Source organism: Agriterribacter sp. (assembly GCF_035445465.1).
In the GTDB taxonomy this organism is placed as follows: Bacteria; Bacteroidota; Bacteroidia; order Chitinophagales; family Chitinophagaceae; genus Agriterribacter.
In genome coordinates, this window is sequence record NZ_DAOMQT010000074.1 from 1 (window position 1) to 16,015 (window position 16,015).

Sequence of the window (16,015 nt, forward strand, 5' to 3'; positions counted from 1 at the left end):
TGAGTTAAAAAGCTTCATAATTGATGATTTTAAGATGAAAAAATCAGGACCGGATTATATAAAGCTTTCAAAGGAGGGTAGGAATATTTATCAATTGGTGTTGCCCAGGTTGTAATACTGTTATATCGCTATTTGTATATATAGTACTTGCGTAATCAATTAATGATACCCGAAGTTAAGTAATTTCAGCGTATGATAATCACTTTATTGTGCACCCCGTACGTTATTGTGGATATAGTGTGGCAAATGTTTTGTTTTTAATTGATAATCAATCTTTTTGAACAGATCTTGCCAAAAATGGATAAAGGATTTTACCTTTAGTTAAGCGAAAAAAGCAGGATTTTGATTTACGCAATAGTGGATATTGAAACTACAGGCGGGTACGCCGCCTCTAACGGCATTACGGAAATAGCCGTTTTTGTGCATGACGGAACAAAAGTGATTGACCATTTTGAAACGCTGGTGAACCCTTTACAGCCTATCCCCTATTTTATACAAACCATGACAGGCATTACCGATGCAATGGTGGCTGATGCGCCTTCTTTTGAGGAAGTGGCAGCACAACTGTTTGCATTGCTTAACGATAAAGTATTCATAGCCCATAATGTGAATTTTGATTACTCCTTTTTAAAGCACCAACTGCTGCAGTGCGGCTATGAGCTGAGCGCTAAAAAATTATGTACGGTAAGGCTCACCCGAAAAGTATTTACGGCGCTCCCCTCCTACAGTTTGGGTAATATTTGCCGCTCCCTGCGGATACCCATTGAAAACCGCCACCGTGCGGGAGGAGATGCATGGGCTACCGTTCAATTATTTGAAATGCTGCTGCATCATAACGCGCAGCCGCATATAGAGCAATTTCTCAAAAAATCATCCAAAGAACAGTACCTGCCCCTCCACCTGCCAAAGGAACAGATTGAGCAACTGCCCCGGAAACCCGGCGTATATTATTTCAGGAATCAAAAAGGCAAGGTGGTCTATGTAGGCAAAGCCAGGAACTTAAAGCAGCGGATCAGCAGCCATTTCACCCATAACGGCGCAGGCCGGCAAAAGCAGGAATTCATCCGGAATGTGCATGACATAAGCTACCAGCTTTGTGGCACGGAGCTTATGGCCGCCATACTGGAGGAAACCGAGATCAAAAAGCTGTGGCCCATTTATAACACGAGCCGCAAACAGGTTAGCATCCAGTATGGCTTATATGTTTTTGAAGACCAGCGGGGATATGCGCGGCTGGCCATTGAACGTAAAAGAAAGCACCTCCATCCTGTACATACTTTCGGATTATTATGGGACGGTTACCGTTTGCTATGGAATATGATAGAACGCCACCAGCTTTCGCCCAGGCTTTGCTTTGTAGACAAAACAAAAGAAACAGGCGACTCCGCGGATCAATATGATGAGCCCGTTATATACAACCAGCGGGTAGAAAGGGCATTGCAGACCCTGCATGATGAGCTGCCTACTTTTGCGGTTTTGGGTGATGGTGTGGAAGATGCTCAACAAAGTTGTTTGCTGATTGAAAAAGGGAAGTTTTATGGTATGGGCTATATTCCGCGGGAAATGAAGATAAAAGATGTGGCAAAACTGAAAAAGGTTTTAACGCCTTTCCACGACAATGATTTTATCCGGGATATGATTTACCGTTATGCCGAAACCAATCCGAAGCAAAGGGTGAATTTTAGTGAATAGTCAATAGTGAGTAGTGAGTCCGGATTTGTAGTTTATAGTTTGTGGTTTATGATTGCATCTGTCTTCGATTTAAAATTTTAGTGTTCGGGTTTAGTATTTGATTTTATTTGGTTCTTGTTATTTGGTTCTTGATGCTTTGTATTTCTTTCGGGGTGCAAGTCACAAGTTACAGGGCACAGGGTGTGCACCCTCCTTCGGATTTCGGATTTTCTTCTTCGGATTTTCCGATTTGTGATTTATCGTTTGTGGTTTCTGGTTGCATTTCGTTTCGGATTTCGGATTTTTTTCTTCGAATTTGTGATTTGTCATTTTGTTCCTGGTGCCTTCCCGTTATCCTACATCAATTAAAAGTAAAATGCAGCTATTTTTAGTGGGCTGTTGCTGTTATTGAGTGTATGGCTGTTTCACGTAGATTTACCGAAGCGTGATGAAAATACGTACAGGCCTCAATTGCGGTATATGTGAAAATAACTGTGCCTTATACATTTATGCATGAAATTATGCAGCATACAGCAGTCTAAGGGGAAAGCCTTAACAGCATTGAATCGTAATTATCCGCTGCTGTAGAAGAAGAATGACTGATCAATGGTATCACGCACTATTTTTTAGCAACCTGAAGTGATGTTTCTTTGTGTAACAAATCCAATGATCCTTATCCAATATCTGAATCCAATTATCCAAACAGATCCGATATCCGTGATGAACACTTACCTTATCCTGTAAAAAACCACGCTTAACCAAAAGCACCCGATCCAACATCCTAAGCGAAAGACCGGCAATGTGTTTTAACCGTCCGTTTAAAGCGTTGCAACATCTGGCAACAGAAAATGGTATGGCGCCTTGCGCCACAGATTAAACTAATCCCCTTCATAACCTTAATCTTTTTTCCATTTTCTGTTGCTTTTTTTTTGCTTAAAGTATCTGTCATAACCTCCGGCATAGTTTTCTTTTCTAAATCTCATTATTTTGCTTTACCTCTCCCTGCATTACACCCCATTCCTTTAATAAAGTATTATAGCGGAACTCCGGTAAGGACTGTTGATCATAATGACCTGCCCTGTGCTTTTGCCTGTAAGCTTCATACATGGTAACCGCGCAGGCTACTGAAATATTTAAAGATTTTATAATACCCACCTGCGGAATAATAAAATTGCCATCCGCCAGGGCTCTTATTTCTTCGCTTACACCATCGTGCTCATTACCAAAAACCAATGCAAGAGATTGCGTAAAATCTATATCGTATATTCCTGCCGCATCGCTGCTTAAATGCGTAGTTAATATTTTATCATAACGCTTTCTCAACTCATCAAAACAGGCTTGTACATCCGTAAACTGGTGTATGCTGAGCCATTTGGCCGCGCTGGATGAACTCTTTGCTCCCCATTTTTTATGCCTTGGTATTTTACTGTTCAGCACATAAATGTCCTGTATGCCCACAGCATCGCAACTGCGCATTACAGCGGATATATTATGCGGATCAAAAACGTTTTCCAGCACAACAGCAAGATTGTTTTGACGTTTATTGAGCACCTGAAGCAGCCGTTGATATCTTTCTGGCGTCATATTTGTAAATTTAAAACAGCCTGAAATATAAATAGTTATTTTCGGCTTTCACTTATTTAAAAAGACAGGAAACAAGTTATGTTAAAAAAAATTGCTAAAATATCAGGTATTGTCCTCATAGTCCTTATCCTTATTGCTTTTATCCTTCCGTTTGCATTCAAAGGCAAAATCATGCAGATAGCCAAAACGGAGATCAATAAAAATGTGAACGCGAATGTTGAGTTTAAAGATATTGACATTTCCCTGTTCCGGCATTTTCCCCGTCTTGCGGTTGCACTGGAAGCGCTACAGGTAACAGGCAAAGACGTTTTTTCGAAGGATACCCTCATTGCTGCCAAACAAATTGATGTGGCGCTGAACCTGATGAGCCTTTTTGGGGGCGATCAAATGAAAATATATTCCATTACCATTGATGAGCCCCGTATACACGCCATCGTTAATAAAGACGGCAAAGCTAACTGGGACATTACCATACCCGATACCGCCACCACGGCCACGCCGGAAGCAGAAAGCAGCTTCAATATCCAGCTTAAAAAATACGCCATTAAAGATGGTTATATCAGCTATATTGATATTCCCGGCGATATGAGCAGTGAAATATTTCACCTTGATCATTCCGGCAGCGGCGATTTTACCGCTGATCTTTTTACGCTGAAAACAACTACATCGGCTGAGTCGGTATCTTTTACCTATACTAAAATCCCTTACTTAATCAACGCAAAGGCCACATTAGATGCCGATATAGCGGTAGATAACAGGAATGATAAATACACATTCAAAACAGATGACATCGCACTAAACGATCTGAAATTGTCGGCCGAAGGCTATTTCCAGTTTGTAAACGATACCACGTATGGAATGGATATCAAATTCAACGCCCCTTCCACCGAGTTCAAAACCCTGTTATCGTTAGTGCCCGCTATCTATAAAAATGATTTCGCTAAAATTAAAACCAGCGGTAAAGCCATATTTAATGGTTTTGTAAAAGGAGAATACAACGCGGTAAAAATGCCCGCCTACAATATTAACCTGAATATTGAGGATGGTTTTTTCCAGTACCCCGATTTGCCCCAACCTGTAAAAAATATTACGATAGCCTTAAAAGTGGATAATCCCGATGGCATTACCGACAATACCGTGGTAGATCTTTCCAAAGGACATATAGAATTCGGCAATGATCCTTTTGATTTTAAGCTGCTGTTAAAAAAACCGGTTACCGACCAGTATATAGACGCATGGATAAAAGGTAAGCTAAACCTGGCGCAGGTTACCCAGTTTGTAAAACTAAGCGGTGACACCAAATTATCCGGGCTTTTAGATGCAGACGCCATGGCTAAGGGAAACGTGGCGGTAATTACCCAACAAAAGCCCGGGCCTTTCAGTGCCAATGGATTTATTAATATCACTAACCTCAATTATTCCTCCGGCGATTTTCCGCAGCCCGTTCGCAACAGCAATATCCAGGTAAAATTCGATAACCCGGACGGTGTGGCAGATCACACGGTTATTCATGTACCCGCCGCGCATATAGAAATAGGTAGCGACCCCATTGATTTTAATGTGCTGATCAAAAACCCTGCTACAACGCTTTCTTTCGATGGCAGCGCAAAGGGCAAATTCAACCTGGCCAATGCGGCGCAGTTCACCAGCTTTGAGCCCGGCACCACATTATCAGGCCTGCTTTCCGCCAATATTGCTTTTAAGGGCAATAAAACGGATATTGATAAAGAAGCTTATGACAAGATCAACCTTTCGGGTATGCTAAATGTTGCGGATATGCAATATGCCAGCAAAGATTACCCCACGGGTATCAACATCAGCAATGCCGCTTTTACCTTCAACCCGAAAAATATTACACTCAACAGCCTGAAAGCACAGTACCTTAAGTCGCATATTACCGCCAGCGGCGCCATTGATAACGCTATAGGGTACGCGCTGAAGGATGAACCTGTTGCAGGCAGCTTACAGGTGCATGCCGATAAGCTGAACCTGAACGACTTTATGGGTACGGAAACGGCGGCCACGGCTACCGACAGCGCTGCGGGAACGGGCACATCATCATCTGAACCCTTTACCGTTCCTAAAAACGTGGCTTTTACCTTACAGGCCGCTATAGATGAGCTTACCTACGATAAAACCAGTTACCATAACCTGAAAGGCAGTGTAGTGATCAAAGATGAAACCGTATCGCTGCAAAACCTGCAGATGGACGCTTTAGACGGGAAAATTGGTTTGAATGGCTCCTACGCTACCAAAACCGATAAAAAAAACCCGGCAATTTCCTTAACCTATGATGTGAAGGAACTGAACGTAGAAAAAACATTCTACGCCTTTAATACCGTTCAGCAACTAATGCCCATAGGGAAATTTATTTCCGGTGTTATCTCTTCCCAGTTAACATTGAATGGTAAATTAGGGAGCGATATGAGTCCTGTATTAAGCACACTAACAGGTAAGGGTAACCTGTTGCTGTTAGAAGGCGTTTTAAAGAAATTCGCTCCTTTGGAAAAGGTAGCCCAAACACTGAATGTTGCTGAACTGAACGGGTTAACCCTGAAAGATATTAAAACCTATTTCGAGTTCGCCAACGGTAAAGTACTGGTTCAGCCCTTTCATGTAAAGGTAAAAGACATTGATATGGAAATAGGCGGTATGCACGGGTTAGATCAATCCATTAACTACGCCATTGGCATGAAGCTCCCCCGCAGCCTGATCGGTACGCAGGGCAACGCGCTGATCAACAACCTGGCACAACAGGCAAGCAGTAAGGGCATTCCGGTTAAACTCAGCGATTACATTAACCTGAACATCAAAATGGGCGGCACCATCAGCAATCCGCAAATTAAAACCGACCTTACAGAAGCGGCCGGCGATGCCGTTGCCGATATGAAGCAGCAGGCCGCCGATTTTGCGCAGCAGAAAATAGACAGTGCGAAAAAAACCTTACAGGATTCTGCCAAATCCATAAAAGATGAGGTGGTTAAAGACCTGAAGGAAGAAGTGGCCAAACAATTACTCGGCGGCAAAAAAGACAGCGCCGATTCCGGGAAGCCATTAGAGGATACCAGGAAAAACGCGGAAGAGGCCGTAAAAAACACGCTGAAAGACCTGCTTAAAAAGAAGCCCGCGAAAGATACAGCCAGGAAAGAATAATGAATTTGCCGGAACAATATTTTCACAATATTTTTGCTGCGCCGGAAAATCATTCGGGATGTAGCGCAGCCCGGTAGCGTACGTCGTTCGGGACGACGGGGTCGCAGGTTCGAATCCTGTCATCCCGACTTGACGGGACAAAGTAGAAATATCTACCTTTGTCCCGTTTTTTGTTGCCCTTAATTTCTTGTTTATCAGGTTGATATATTGTATAAACTCGTTCCGCCTGGCAGTTCGAACTTCGCTGTCACAAAAAACGATTTTTTCGGGGTAGATCGAACTAATATCATTTCTGATTTCAGTCAACCTTTTCTCCTCAACCATATTTTTTAGTTCTATAATTTTAGCCACCCCTCTCTGTATCATATTTTGTATGTCGTCTACATCGTGATTTAGTCTGGTTAGCTGTATTTCCAATATTGATATTTTAGCGCTGTACTCAGATTTCATATCCCGGTAATCTGAAGCATCTATTTGCCGGGTTGCTAAAAGATCCCTCGTGTGCGAAAGCCTGTCTTCATAGTCTTTAATTTGATGCAGAATTTGTTTCTTTTCGGTTTGTACTTCCCTGGTCTGTTCAAGATATTCCTTCGATATCACTTCCTGGTAAGATGCCGGGTCTTCAATTGTTGGAATAAAGTGCTGCAAATCCTGCACTATTGCTTCATTTACAGTTTCTGCATTTACCCGGTGTTTGCATCCTTTTACACAATGATAATAGGCATAGTAGCGCGTATGCCCTTTTGATTTACTGCCGGTTAGCACCTTCCCGCAATCAGGACAGATTAAAAAACCTCTCATTGGGAACTCGTCAAGTGTTTTATATTTGGGGCGATACTGCCTTCCGCGTCCATCCAACACATCCTGCACCTCATAAAAAAGCGATTCGGAAATTATAGGCTGATGATACCCCTGCACAAAACGGCTTTCTTCATCTTTAAATTGGGGTATATAAATCTTTCCACAATAAACAGGATTCCTGATTACCTGGTAGAACCTGCTTTTACTGCATTTTAATCCTTTTTTCCTGGTCATACGCCATACCTGCTCCGTATTAAAAAGCCTCCTGGACATTTCTTCAAAACCCCATCGCAAAATGGATGCATCCGGCTCCTTAGGGGCTATATATTTTTTCCCGTTTTCCTCTGTTTTGTTTATGTATGCCAATGGTGCAAGCCCCATATAGCGCCCCTCTTTTCTTGCACGTCTCATCCCGTAGAAAACATTCAGCGCCCTGCGGTCATTTTCGACTTCCGGTGCCGCGAGATAAAATGCCAGCATCATTTTGTTTTCAGGTATGGATAAATCCAGTGGCTGCTCAATGGCTTGTGGCTCTACTCCAAATCCACGTAGTACATTGATCATTTGATAAGCATCACCGGCGTTACGGCTGAAACGATCCCATTTGGTAAACAGTACAAGGTTTACATCATGCTTTCTTTTTTTCAGTCCTTGTATAAGCCGCTTCCACTCCGGGCGATTAAAGGATTTAGCCGAATGATCCTCATAAATCACGTTGCGGATGTCTATAGATTGATTGACGCAATATTTTCTCAACATCTCCTCCTGGTTGCGTTGAGAATAGCCTTTGTCCGCCTGTTCATCGGTACTTACCCGTATGTATAGGTCTGCGATATATTTCATAACGCTTGTTTTACAATCATTAATAATTGCCATCATATACACCTGAGAGTATAGATTGTCCCTATTGAAATAAAATGTCCGTCTCTTAAATCTGAATGAAGATGTTATCGTTCCTGTAGGTGGTATATCGTGGCTGTAATTGGCATTTAGTGGTACTAAATTACTGATTTTAGCTGTTATTAAGCCACATTTTCAGCTATATTTTCAGCAGTTTTTTTCCCGGATATTAAACTTAACCTTTATAGTAACGCCAAAAGCGACATAGCCATTTGAATGATACCGGCATTGGTTTTTCATAGCATCCTCGTTGCGTTGCAATCACTTTATCAGCAGTGCATATGGCAGCACAGAATTTGGAAGTAACACTCAGGGATCGGCAGAAAGAAAAAGCAGCAGAATAATAAATTATAGTGCAGACCTGACCTTACGACTTGCGGGTGAGTTTAACCATAAAAAAAACACCCCTATCAGGATGTTTTTGCGAACGCTAAAATAGTGCTATACTATCTTGCATAGTATCAACCTAAACTGTATAGTGATAGCTGTATTTAATAACTGCATTCACTTTCGAACTCCCAAAACCCGCTTCATTGTAAATAATCTTTTCCGGGTATAACATGCTTATTACTGCTCTTGCATCTTCATCATTTCCGTTTCTGAATATTTTATCCAGTTTCATAACAGACTTGATATCCCTGCATAACAAGGTTTCCAAGCTGGGAGACTTGTCATTAAGACTATTCAATGTAGTGTTCAGTTGTTCCAATGATGAACTGTATCGCGTTTTAATTTCAAGATAATCCGATGGATCAATTTTATTGGTTGCCAGCAGATCTTTTATATGAGCAATTCTGTTCTCATAATCTTTTACCTGGCTCAGTACTTGCCTTCTGTAAGCCTGTACATCTCTGGTCAGGTCATTATAGGTTTCTGCAATCAGAACGTGGAAAACATCTAAAATTTCTTCAGAGGGAATATATCCTTGCAATTCCTGTTCAAGTGCATCGCTCATTTCTTGTGTTTGTATTCTGTAAGAACATCCCTTCCTGCAATGATAATATGCATAGTAACGGGTACAACCTTTTGATTTACTCCCGGTCAGTATTTTTCCGCACTTCGGGCAGATCAGAAAACCTCTTAATGGAAATTCACTACGTGTCTGGATTTTAGAACGGTACTTTCTTCCGCGACCATCCAGGACATACTGAACTTTTTCAAAGAGTTCTTCCGTAATAATAGGCTCATGTTGCCCTTGTACCAGGCAGCTCTCCTCATCCTTAAATTTTGGTATGAAAATTTTCCCATAGTACAATGGATTTCTGATTACCTGCCAGAAGGCATTTTTACTGCATTTTAGCCCTTTTCCCTTGGTCTTTTTCCAAACCTGTTCCGTATTATATACCCCTGTTGCAAGTTGCTCAAATGCCCAGCGCAAAATTGATGCATCGGGTTCTTTTGGGGCTATGTATTTATTTCCGCTTTCATCAACTTTGTTCTTATAAGCCACCGGTGCCAGTCCCATATACCGTCCTTCTTTCCTTGCCCGGCGCATTCCATAGAAAACATTCAGTGCACGCCGGTCATTCTCTACTTCAGGTGCAGCAAGATAAAATGCCAGCATCATCTTGTTTTCAGGAATAGAAAGGTCTAAAGGTTGCTCAATCGCTTGTGGCTCTACGTTAAGATCACGCAGTTCATTGATCATCTGGTAGGCATCTCCTGCATTACGACTGAAACGATCCCACTTTGTGAAAAGGATCAGGTCGGTTTTATTCCTGTTCTTTCTTAAATGATGGAGCAGCTTTTTCCACTCAGGTCTGTTAAATGTTTTTGCCGAATGATCTTCATAGATGATGTCACGCACTTCTATTGAATGATTGTCACAATACTTCCGTAGCATCTCTTCCTGATTCCGTTGAGAATATCCCTTGTCGGCCTGTTCATCGGTGCTCACTCGGATGTACAGATCAGCTACCGGCTCTCTATTCATTTTCATTGCTCCAGGTATTTGTTAACAACTATACGAGCCAGCTTTCTGAGAAACAGTAGTAGGCTTGCGGCCTCCTCATTGCTCATACCTGCTTCTTCTCCTTTAATCATTTTTAATAGTTTTTCAGGAGTCAGTTTTGTTTGCCGTAACGCTGTTTTTTGCTCATACATCTTCTTCAATAATTTACAGAAACTTGAAAGTAATTACGAGTGTTATATAGCAAAGAATATTGTCTTCATCTGTCATCTTCAGGAAGTACTTGTCTTTAAATAGTTGTTATTTAATTAGCCCCTTTTTTAATTATTAAACCCTTTTTTTTGATAAAATAATTGGCATTACTTATTTCTGAATAATCTTCAAAGCACATTTAAGCAACACACAAGCCCGCCCGTAAAAGAGCTTTGAAGATCATAACAGATAGAAAATTGAAAAATGTTGCTATACGCTAAGCACTTCAAAACATTTTTCAAATCTCTATCACCAGGCTTTCATAGCCTGGATATTAAGATCAGAGAAAATAATTACTGGGTACATTTTCCAAATCAACCGGTAAAAAGGCAGCTAAGTTGGGATGGGCAAGCTCCAGCACAAATCCTTGGGTGAAGCCAAAAGACTACCGCATAAACACATGCCATGACATATCTATTGTAAGCGGCATGGCATTTCCCTTACGCACAAAGCCATCTTTTATTCAGTTTCCTTTTGGCTTCACCATTTGCCCATCTCTTCCTGCTGCTTTCTTTTTTCCGGTTTTTCTTTTGGAAAAATGATTTGCGAGGCGAAGCGGAGCAAAGCACAACACAGCGGGAAACAGGAAAAGCAAGCGTAACAAAATTGTAAAACTTTTAAATCAAACATCATGAACATTATCGGACGACTGACACGGGATGCACAAATCCGCACAACGTCACAGGACAAGCAGGTAGTAAACTTTTCTATAGCTATTAACGACAGCTACAGAAACAAGCAGGGGGAACGTGTTGAGCAATCCACCTATTTAGACTGCTCATACTGGATAAGCACAAGCGTAGCCAGGGTGCTTAAAAAAGGAACACTGGCAGAACTCACCGGAAGGGTTAGCGCAAGGGCATGGATGGGTAAAGACGGCGAGCCAAAAGCCGCACTAAACTACCATGTTTCACAAATTAAAATTCACGGAGGTAGCAAAAAACCTGAAACCCTGCAGGCTACTGCTAAAGTGAGTGACACCCAGCTTATCCCACTGGAAGCAGCAGACGACCTGCCTTTTTAACCAACAACCATCAATCATTTTTTTTCAAACTTTTAAATCAATACATCATGGCACACAATCTGAATTTCAACGAAACAACAGGCAGATACAGTTTCTTCAGCGTACAGCAAAAGGCATGGCACGGCTTAGGGCAAATCGTACAGGATTACCCCACAAGCGGAGAGGCCGTCAAACATGCAGGACTTGACTATGAGGTAATAAAAGCCCCTATTTACACCAAAGGCACAGGCATTATCCAGCGCACAGACGGTATAGAAATGAGAGACAAGGAAATCAGTGTACCTGATTATTTTGCCAACATACGCACCGACAACAATGCAGTATTAGGCGTAGTGGGTAGCGACTATCATATCGTACAGAACCGTGAAGCCTTCGCCTTTTTTGATGCTATAGTGGGTGGTGGCGATGGGATTCTTTATGAGACCGCCGGAGCATTAGGCAATGGTGAGCGCACATTTATCACCGCTAAACTACCCGATTATATACGTGTAGGCAATGGTGATGATATTACCGAGAAGTATATCTTTTTGACAACCTCACACGATGGCAGCGGAAGCATTACAGCGGCGTTTACGCCTATACGTATCGTTTGCCAAAACACCCTTAACGCTTCACTGCACAACATGAGCAATGTTGTACGCATCAAGCATACCGCAGGGGCAAAACAACGTTTGGAGAATGCGCATAGGGTAATGGGACTGGCAAATACATTGAGCAATCAACTGGAGGATATTTTCAACCATTGGACAACGATTGAAGTAACCGACCATGAAGTAAAAAAGCTGATACAGTTGGCACTTTGCCCGAACAGGGAAACATTGGATTTACTAAAAAAAGGTTCGGACGATGAAATTTCCACCGTGTTCAAAAACACCGTTGAAGATGCTTTTGCTTATGGGATGATAAGCGATTGCCAGCAAATGACTACTACCAAAGGCACACTGTTTGGCGCATACAATGCTGTAACAGGATACTACCAGAATGTACGCAGTTACAAAGACGATGAAGCCAAACTGCAATCCATTGTAATGGGTGGTACGGCGCAACTTAAAACGCAAAAGGCTTTTGAACTGTGCACGGCATTCGCGCGAGATGGAGCGGAAATTTTCAGCTTTAATTGATAACCACAGGCTACCGCCTGCAAAGGTGGTAGCCTGTTAAAAACAGCAGTTATGAAACAGGTAACGATCAAACTGTATCAGTTTTCGGAACTAAAAGAGGAGGCTAAGGAAACAGCCCTTGATAAAATGAGGGATATAAATACCGACTACAGATGGTGGGATTTTGTGTATGATGATTTTAAAACCATTGCGGAATATGTTGGGGTTACAGTTGACCTGAAAAAAACCTATTTCTGTGGCTTCTACCATCAGGGACAGGGCAGCAGCTACACAGCTTCCGTTAATATCATAAAACTATTGCAGGGAGTAAAAGAGATGGCATGGAAAGCATATGCACCCAAAGCTGAACTGGATTTTCCGGTAATAAATATTGACAGGCGAGTACTGGACTTGATTCAGCGGGATATTATTGATACATGGGCAAAGGTAGAGCCAACCAACAGAGAAACTTCTGTCAATGTTTCGATAGACCTGAACTTTTCTTACAACAGGTGCGGGAACTACAATTGTATTGAGGATGAATTATCCCGTTTGGAAGAAGACATAACCGACGTATGCGAACAGCTCAATCACTTTTTATTTACCGCACTTCAAAAAGCGTATGAATACCTCACCAGCGATGCAGCGATAACAGAAACAATTAAAGCCAACGGGTACAGTTTTACCGCAGATGGATATCCCGGCTTCTGTATAGAGAAACTGGCAGGGCAGAACGGGTAAAACGCCGCATACCTGACTGAAATGCACGAAAAGATACAGCAAAATGAAAGAGCAATTAAAGAACAGCTAAAATTTAAAACAATGAACGCAAATTTTTTCAATCAGATAGCAGCACTAAATATTACAGGTGATTTGCATCTGACTATTTCCAAGGGAGCAGAAAGCAACATGATTGTTTCTGTGATGCTTCAAAATGAACAATGCGCAGATAGCGCAAAACGCCTGATACCGCCATTCAATCTTCGGGGAACAGCCCGGGAACTGGACGCAGGTTTTTTTGAGAAGATAACCAATCCCATACAAACGGCTTCGGGTTTAATGGACAATATGGAAGTCTTTATGAAACAATTGGAAGAAGCCAAAAAGCAATCCGCAATGGTGAAGGAGAAAGCCGATAAGGAAAAAAAGGCAAAGGAAGAAAGAGAGAAAAAGTATAAAGAAGCCATGCAAAAAGTGGATGAACTGGAAAAGGAAGGCAGGTTTAAGGATGCGTGGATGAAAGTGCCAGACCCTTCTGTTTTTCCTCAGCAGGCTGAAACTATCCGCAAACGGAAATCTGCCCTTTCCGGCAAGTTCGTGCCTGATTTGTTTGGTGCAACACAAGAAGTAACCGCGACTGAACAACCGCCGGAAGATAACACTGTAGAAGAAAATCCCGATGACGAACCAATGCCCGATGAGGACAGTGAAAATTGGGATGACGATAACGAAGCGGAGTAAATTATTTAACCTAAAAAAGATAGTCATGTTATTAGCAACACAGTTAGAAAGAGTTTTTCTATTTGAAGATAAAGGACAGCAAATACGGTTGACAGACCCTGAACCCCAATGGAGCGTGGAAGCCGTCATGAATTTTTATGCCAATACTTATCCTATCCTCACCACAGCAAAAGTATCTGCACCCCTAATCCGCGAGGACAGGTTACAGTACAGGTTTGAAAGTGTGATGGGTACTAAAGGCTAAACCAAAAATCCAAAGTAATGTACTATGCAACGCAATATCATATCAGGTACAATCAAAATACCCCAACAACAAAAACAACGCCAGTTACACAAACAGTTGGGGCAGTTCGCAGACTGGATGCAGAGACCAAAGGATGCAGGCGAGACACAAAAGGACAAACAGCAATCCCTGCCGGTAGCCATGCTGCCAATGGTTTTCTAAGGTGTTCATTCCTGCCCAAACTGAAAGAACCGCAAACCGTACAGTCCGCCGGGAAATCAGCAAAAACGGAAAGAGATTTTTACCAGTCCCTTTCCCAACTGGCAGCGCATTACGGCTTGCAGGCTATGCAGACAAAACAGTATGGTTATCCCTACAATATTGCACTTGCCTTGGATGATGCAGGCAAACAGTTAAAGGAGAAAGTGAGGGATTGGGAAGAAATCCGCCTGTTGCAGAACAGCAGGAAAACATTTCTTACAAGCACAGAGCGGTATAACACAGGTACAACCCTGTATTATATTCCGGTAGTGCCGTTGTTCGGGTTATTAAAAAATCCGCAGCGCAAAAAAGCCGCCCATTTGCTTTTATCTGTTTGCTCCTACCTGTATCATATAGCAGATGTACCCTATTACCGGCAGGAGAATAGTTTTCTATACTGGCAATATGAAATGCTGAAAGAATGGGTATTGGGTGATGATTATACAGATGAAACAAACAGCTACCTGAGTGAACTACAGCAGGCTGAATGGATAGGAAACCGTATGGAACAAAAGATATGCAATCCTGTAAATTTAGAGATATTCAAACAACGCCTGAAAAACTTTAACGGCAAAGATGCTTTTGAGAATGATTGTTGGGAACTGGCAAGCGAGGCATTTTGCCTGTATAAAAAATATCCTGATGCTACCATTTTTAGAAATGCTAAGATCAACGGCGAAGCAGAGGATGAAAACTTAGATTATGTGCTAACGATGGACAAATATGTTTCCTTTAGTGCAGATGGTAAGGGATGGCTGAATGAGAACCTTAAGCAGTGCGTGAACACGGAACTACAGGAATATGGGCAAATGGAGGAACCGATTATTACCAAAATATTTAAGGGAAAAGAGATTGCATCCAATAACAATCTTGATTTTGAAAATCGTCTCTTTGCTCTTTTGGAAGAACTGGCGTATTTACTGAACAATTTTTAAACAGAAGTAAGATGAAGGATATTACCAACAGCTTCGCAGCACTTTACCATCCTGTATCGGCTTTGGTTGTTTACCAAACTAAAGGAACCGGAAGCGATACTTATGTAGAGCATTTTGACATGGACAGCAATGGCAACCCTGTCAATGCCCACCCGTTAACCATAAGAGAAGCTAATATACTGGCAAAGGCACTCATTACAGACAAGGAAAAGAGTAAAGCTTTTTTAAAGCCTGAAGGTATTTTGCCAACCAATGTACTCTATATTAACCCAAGCGAAAATGGTTCGCTATTGTGGTACAGCAAATCAAAAAAAATAAAAATATTCTTTACTGAAAATCTTGAAATTTCCAACGGCATAGCGGAAATACCCGCCCTGCTTTGGTATGCAGACAGGAACAAACTTATTGTTTTTGCCCTTTCATCTGACAGGAGACCAACGCAAAAAACCAAACTGTACTATGCTCCATTTTTTAATGTGTATGAAAATGGCAATGTATGTATGGGAACAGTAAGCGTCAATATTAAAAGCTCCGCATCAGTTGAAGGGTTTACGGCAGAATGGGAAAGCTATTTTTTTAATAGTTATTTCAGCCACCTGATGCAAAATCATAACCCGGTTAAGGGCAACTGTGTAAGTCTTTGGAAAGAGCTTATTGGTACCGAAAAACCCTTTCCCAAAGAAGTGTTGAAAAAGGCAAACCGGACACTTAAAAACTTACTGCCATGAATAGTGATAGAAT

At 41.8% G+C, this 16,015-nt stretch carries 12 protein-coding genes, 1 tRNA gene and 1 pseudogene; 10 read left to right on the plus strand and 4 right to left on the minus strand.

Annotated elements, in window-relative coordinates; translation table 11 throughout:
- The first annotated feature begins 342 nt into the window (after positions 1 to 342).
- Positions 343 to 1,692, plus strand: coding sequence for an exonuclease domain-containing protein (locus PLE34_RS20120; protein ID WP_324559942.1), 1,350 nt, complete (start codon positions 343 to 345; stop codon positions 1,690 to 1,692).
- A 951-nt stretch (positions 1,693 to 2,643) separates the two neighbouring features.
- Here PLE34_RS20120 and PLE34_RS20125 read toward each other — a convergent pair.
- Positions 2,644 to 3,255: a TrmH family RNA methyltransferase gene (locus PLE34_RS20125; protein WP_324559945.1), complete on the minus strand. Its 612-nt coding sequence runs from the start codon at positions 3,253 to 3,255 to the stop codon at positions 2,644 to 2,646.
- Between the two features lie 171 nt (positions 3,256 to 3,426).
- Here PLE34_RS20125 and PLE34_RS20130 point away from each other — a divergent pair, with 171 nt between their 5' ends.
- Complete coding sequence (locus PLE34_RS20130; protein ID WP_324559947.1) at positions 3,427 to 6,408, plus strand: AsmA-like C-terminal region-containing protein; 2,982 nt, start codon at positions 3,427 to 3,429, stop codon at positions 6,406 to 6,408.
- Positions 6,409 to 6,462: 54 nt separating this feature from the next.
- A tRNA-Pro gene (locus PLE34_RS20135) sits at positions 6,463 to 6,536 on the plus strand.
- Positions 6,537 to 7,062: 526 nt separating this feature from the next.
- Here the strand turns inward: PLE34_RS20135 and PLE34_RS21935 are convergent.
- From PLE34_RS21935 to PLE34_RS20145, 3 genes and pseudogenes are all read right to left on the minus strand, one after another.
- Positions 7,063 to 8,088, minus strand: a pseudogene (locus PLE34_RS21935) (recombinase family protein); the annotation flags it as partial.
- Between the two features lie 487 nt (positions 8,089 to 8,575).
- Positions 8,576 to 10,048: a recombinase family protein gene (locus PLE34_RS20140; protein ID WP_324559949.1), complete on the minus strand. Its 1,473-nt coding sequence runs from the start codon at positions 10,046 to 10,048 to the stop codon at positions 8,576 to 8,578.
- Complete coding sequence (locus tag PLE34_RS20145) at positions 10,045 to 10,212, minus strand: hypothetical protein (RefSeq protein ID WP_324559951.1); 168 nt, start codon at positions 10,210 to 10,212, stop codon at positions 10,045 to 10,047. Before PLE34_RS20145 ends, PLE34_RS20140 begins: the two co-directional genes overlap by 4 nt.
- A gap of 689 nt (positions 10,213 to 10,901) precedes the next feature.
- Between PLE34_RS20145 and PLE34_RS20150 the strand changes: the two genes are divergently transcribed.
- The 7 genes from PLE34_RS20150 (at position 10,902) to PLE34_RS20180 (ending at position 16,002) form a co-directional block, all read left to right on the plus strand.
- Positions 10,902 to 11,294, plus strand: coding sequence for a single-stranded DNA-binding protein (locus PLE34_RS20150; RefSeq protein ID WP_324559953.1), 393 nt, complete (start codon positions 10,902 to 10,904; stop codon positions 11,292 to 11,294).
- 47 nt (positions 11,295 to 11,341) lie between these two features.
- Positions 11,342 to 12,415 carry a DUF932 domain-containing protein gene (locus tag PLE34_RS20155; RefSeq protein WP_324559955.1) on the plus strand — a complete coding sequence of 358 codons (1,074 nt, stop codon included), beginning with the start codon at positions 11,342 to 11,344 and terminating at the stop codon, positions 12,413 to 12,415.
- Positions 12,416 to 12,466: 51 nt separating this feature from the next.
- The gene (locus PLE34_RS20160) at positions 12,467 to 13,135 is read left to right on the plus strand and encodes a DUF8835 domain-containing pootine (RefSeq protein ID WP_324556493.1); all 669 of its coding nucleotides are present in this window, start codon (positions 12,467 to 12,469) and stop codon (positions 13,133 to 13,135) included.
- Between the two features lie 81 nt (positions 13,136 to 13,216).
- Positions 13,217 to 13,855, plus strand: a complete 639-nt coding sequence (locus tag PLE34_RS20165; RefSeq protein ID WP_324559957.1) for a PRTRC system protein E — start codon at positions 13,217 to 13,219, stop codon at positions 13,853 to 13,855.
- Positions 13,856 to 13,880: 25 nt separating this feature from the next.
- Positions 13,881 to 14,099, plus strand: a complete 219-nt coding sequence (locus PLE34_RS20170; protein WP_324556489.1) for a PRTRC system protein C — start codon at positions 13,881 to 13,883, stop codon at positions 14,097 to 14,099.
- Between the two features lie 17 nt (positions 14,100 to 14,116).
- Entirely contained in the window at positions 14,117 to 15,274 is a 1,158-nt protein-coding gene (locus PLE34_RS20175) for a hypothetical protein (RefSeq protein WP_324559959.1), read from the plus strand.
- Between the two features lie 11 nt (positions 15,275 to 15,285).
- The gene (locus PLE34_RS20180) at positions 15,286 to 16,002 is read left to right on the plus strand and encodes a PRTRC system protein B (RefSeq protein WP_324559961.1); all 717 of its coding nucleotides are present in this window, start codon (positions 15,286 to 15,288) and stop codon (positions 16,000 to 16,002) included.
- The last annotated feature ends 13 nt before the right edge of the window (positions 16,003 to 16,015 follow it).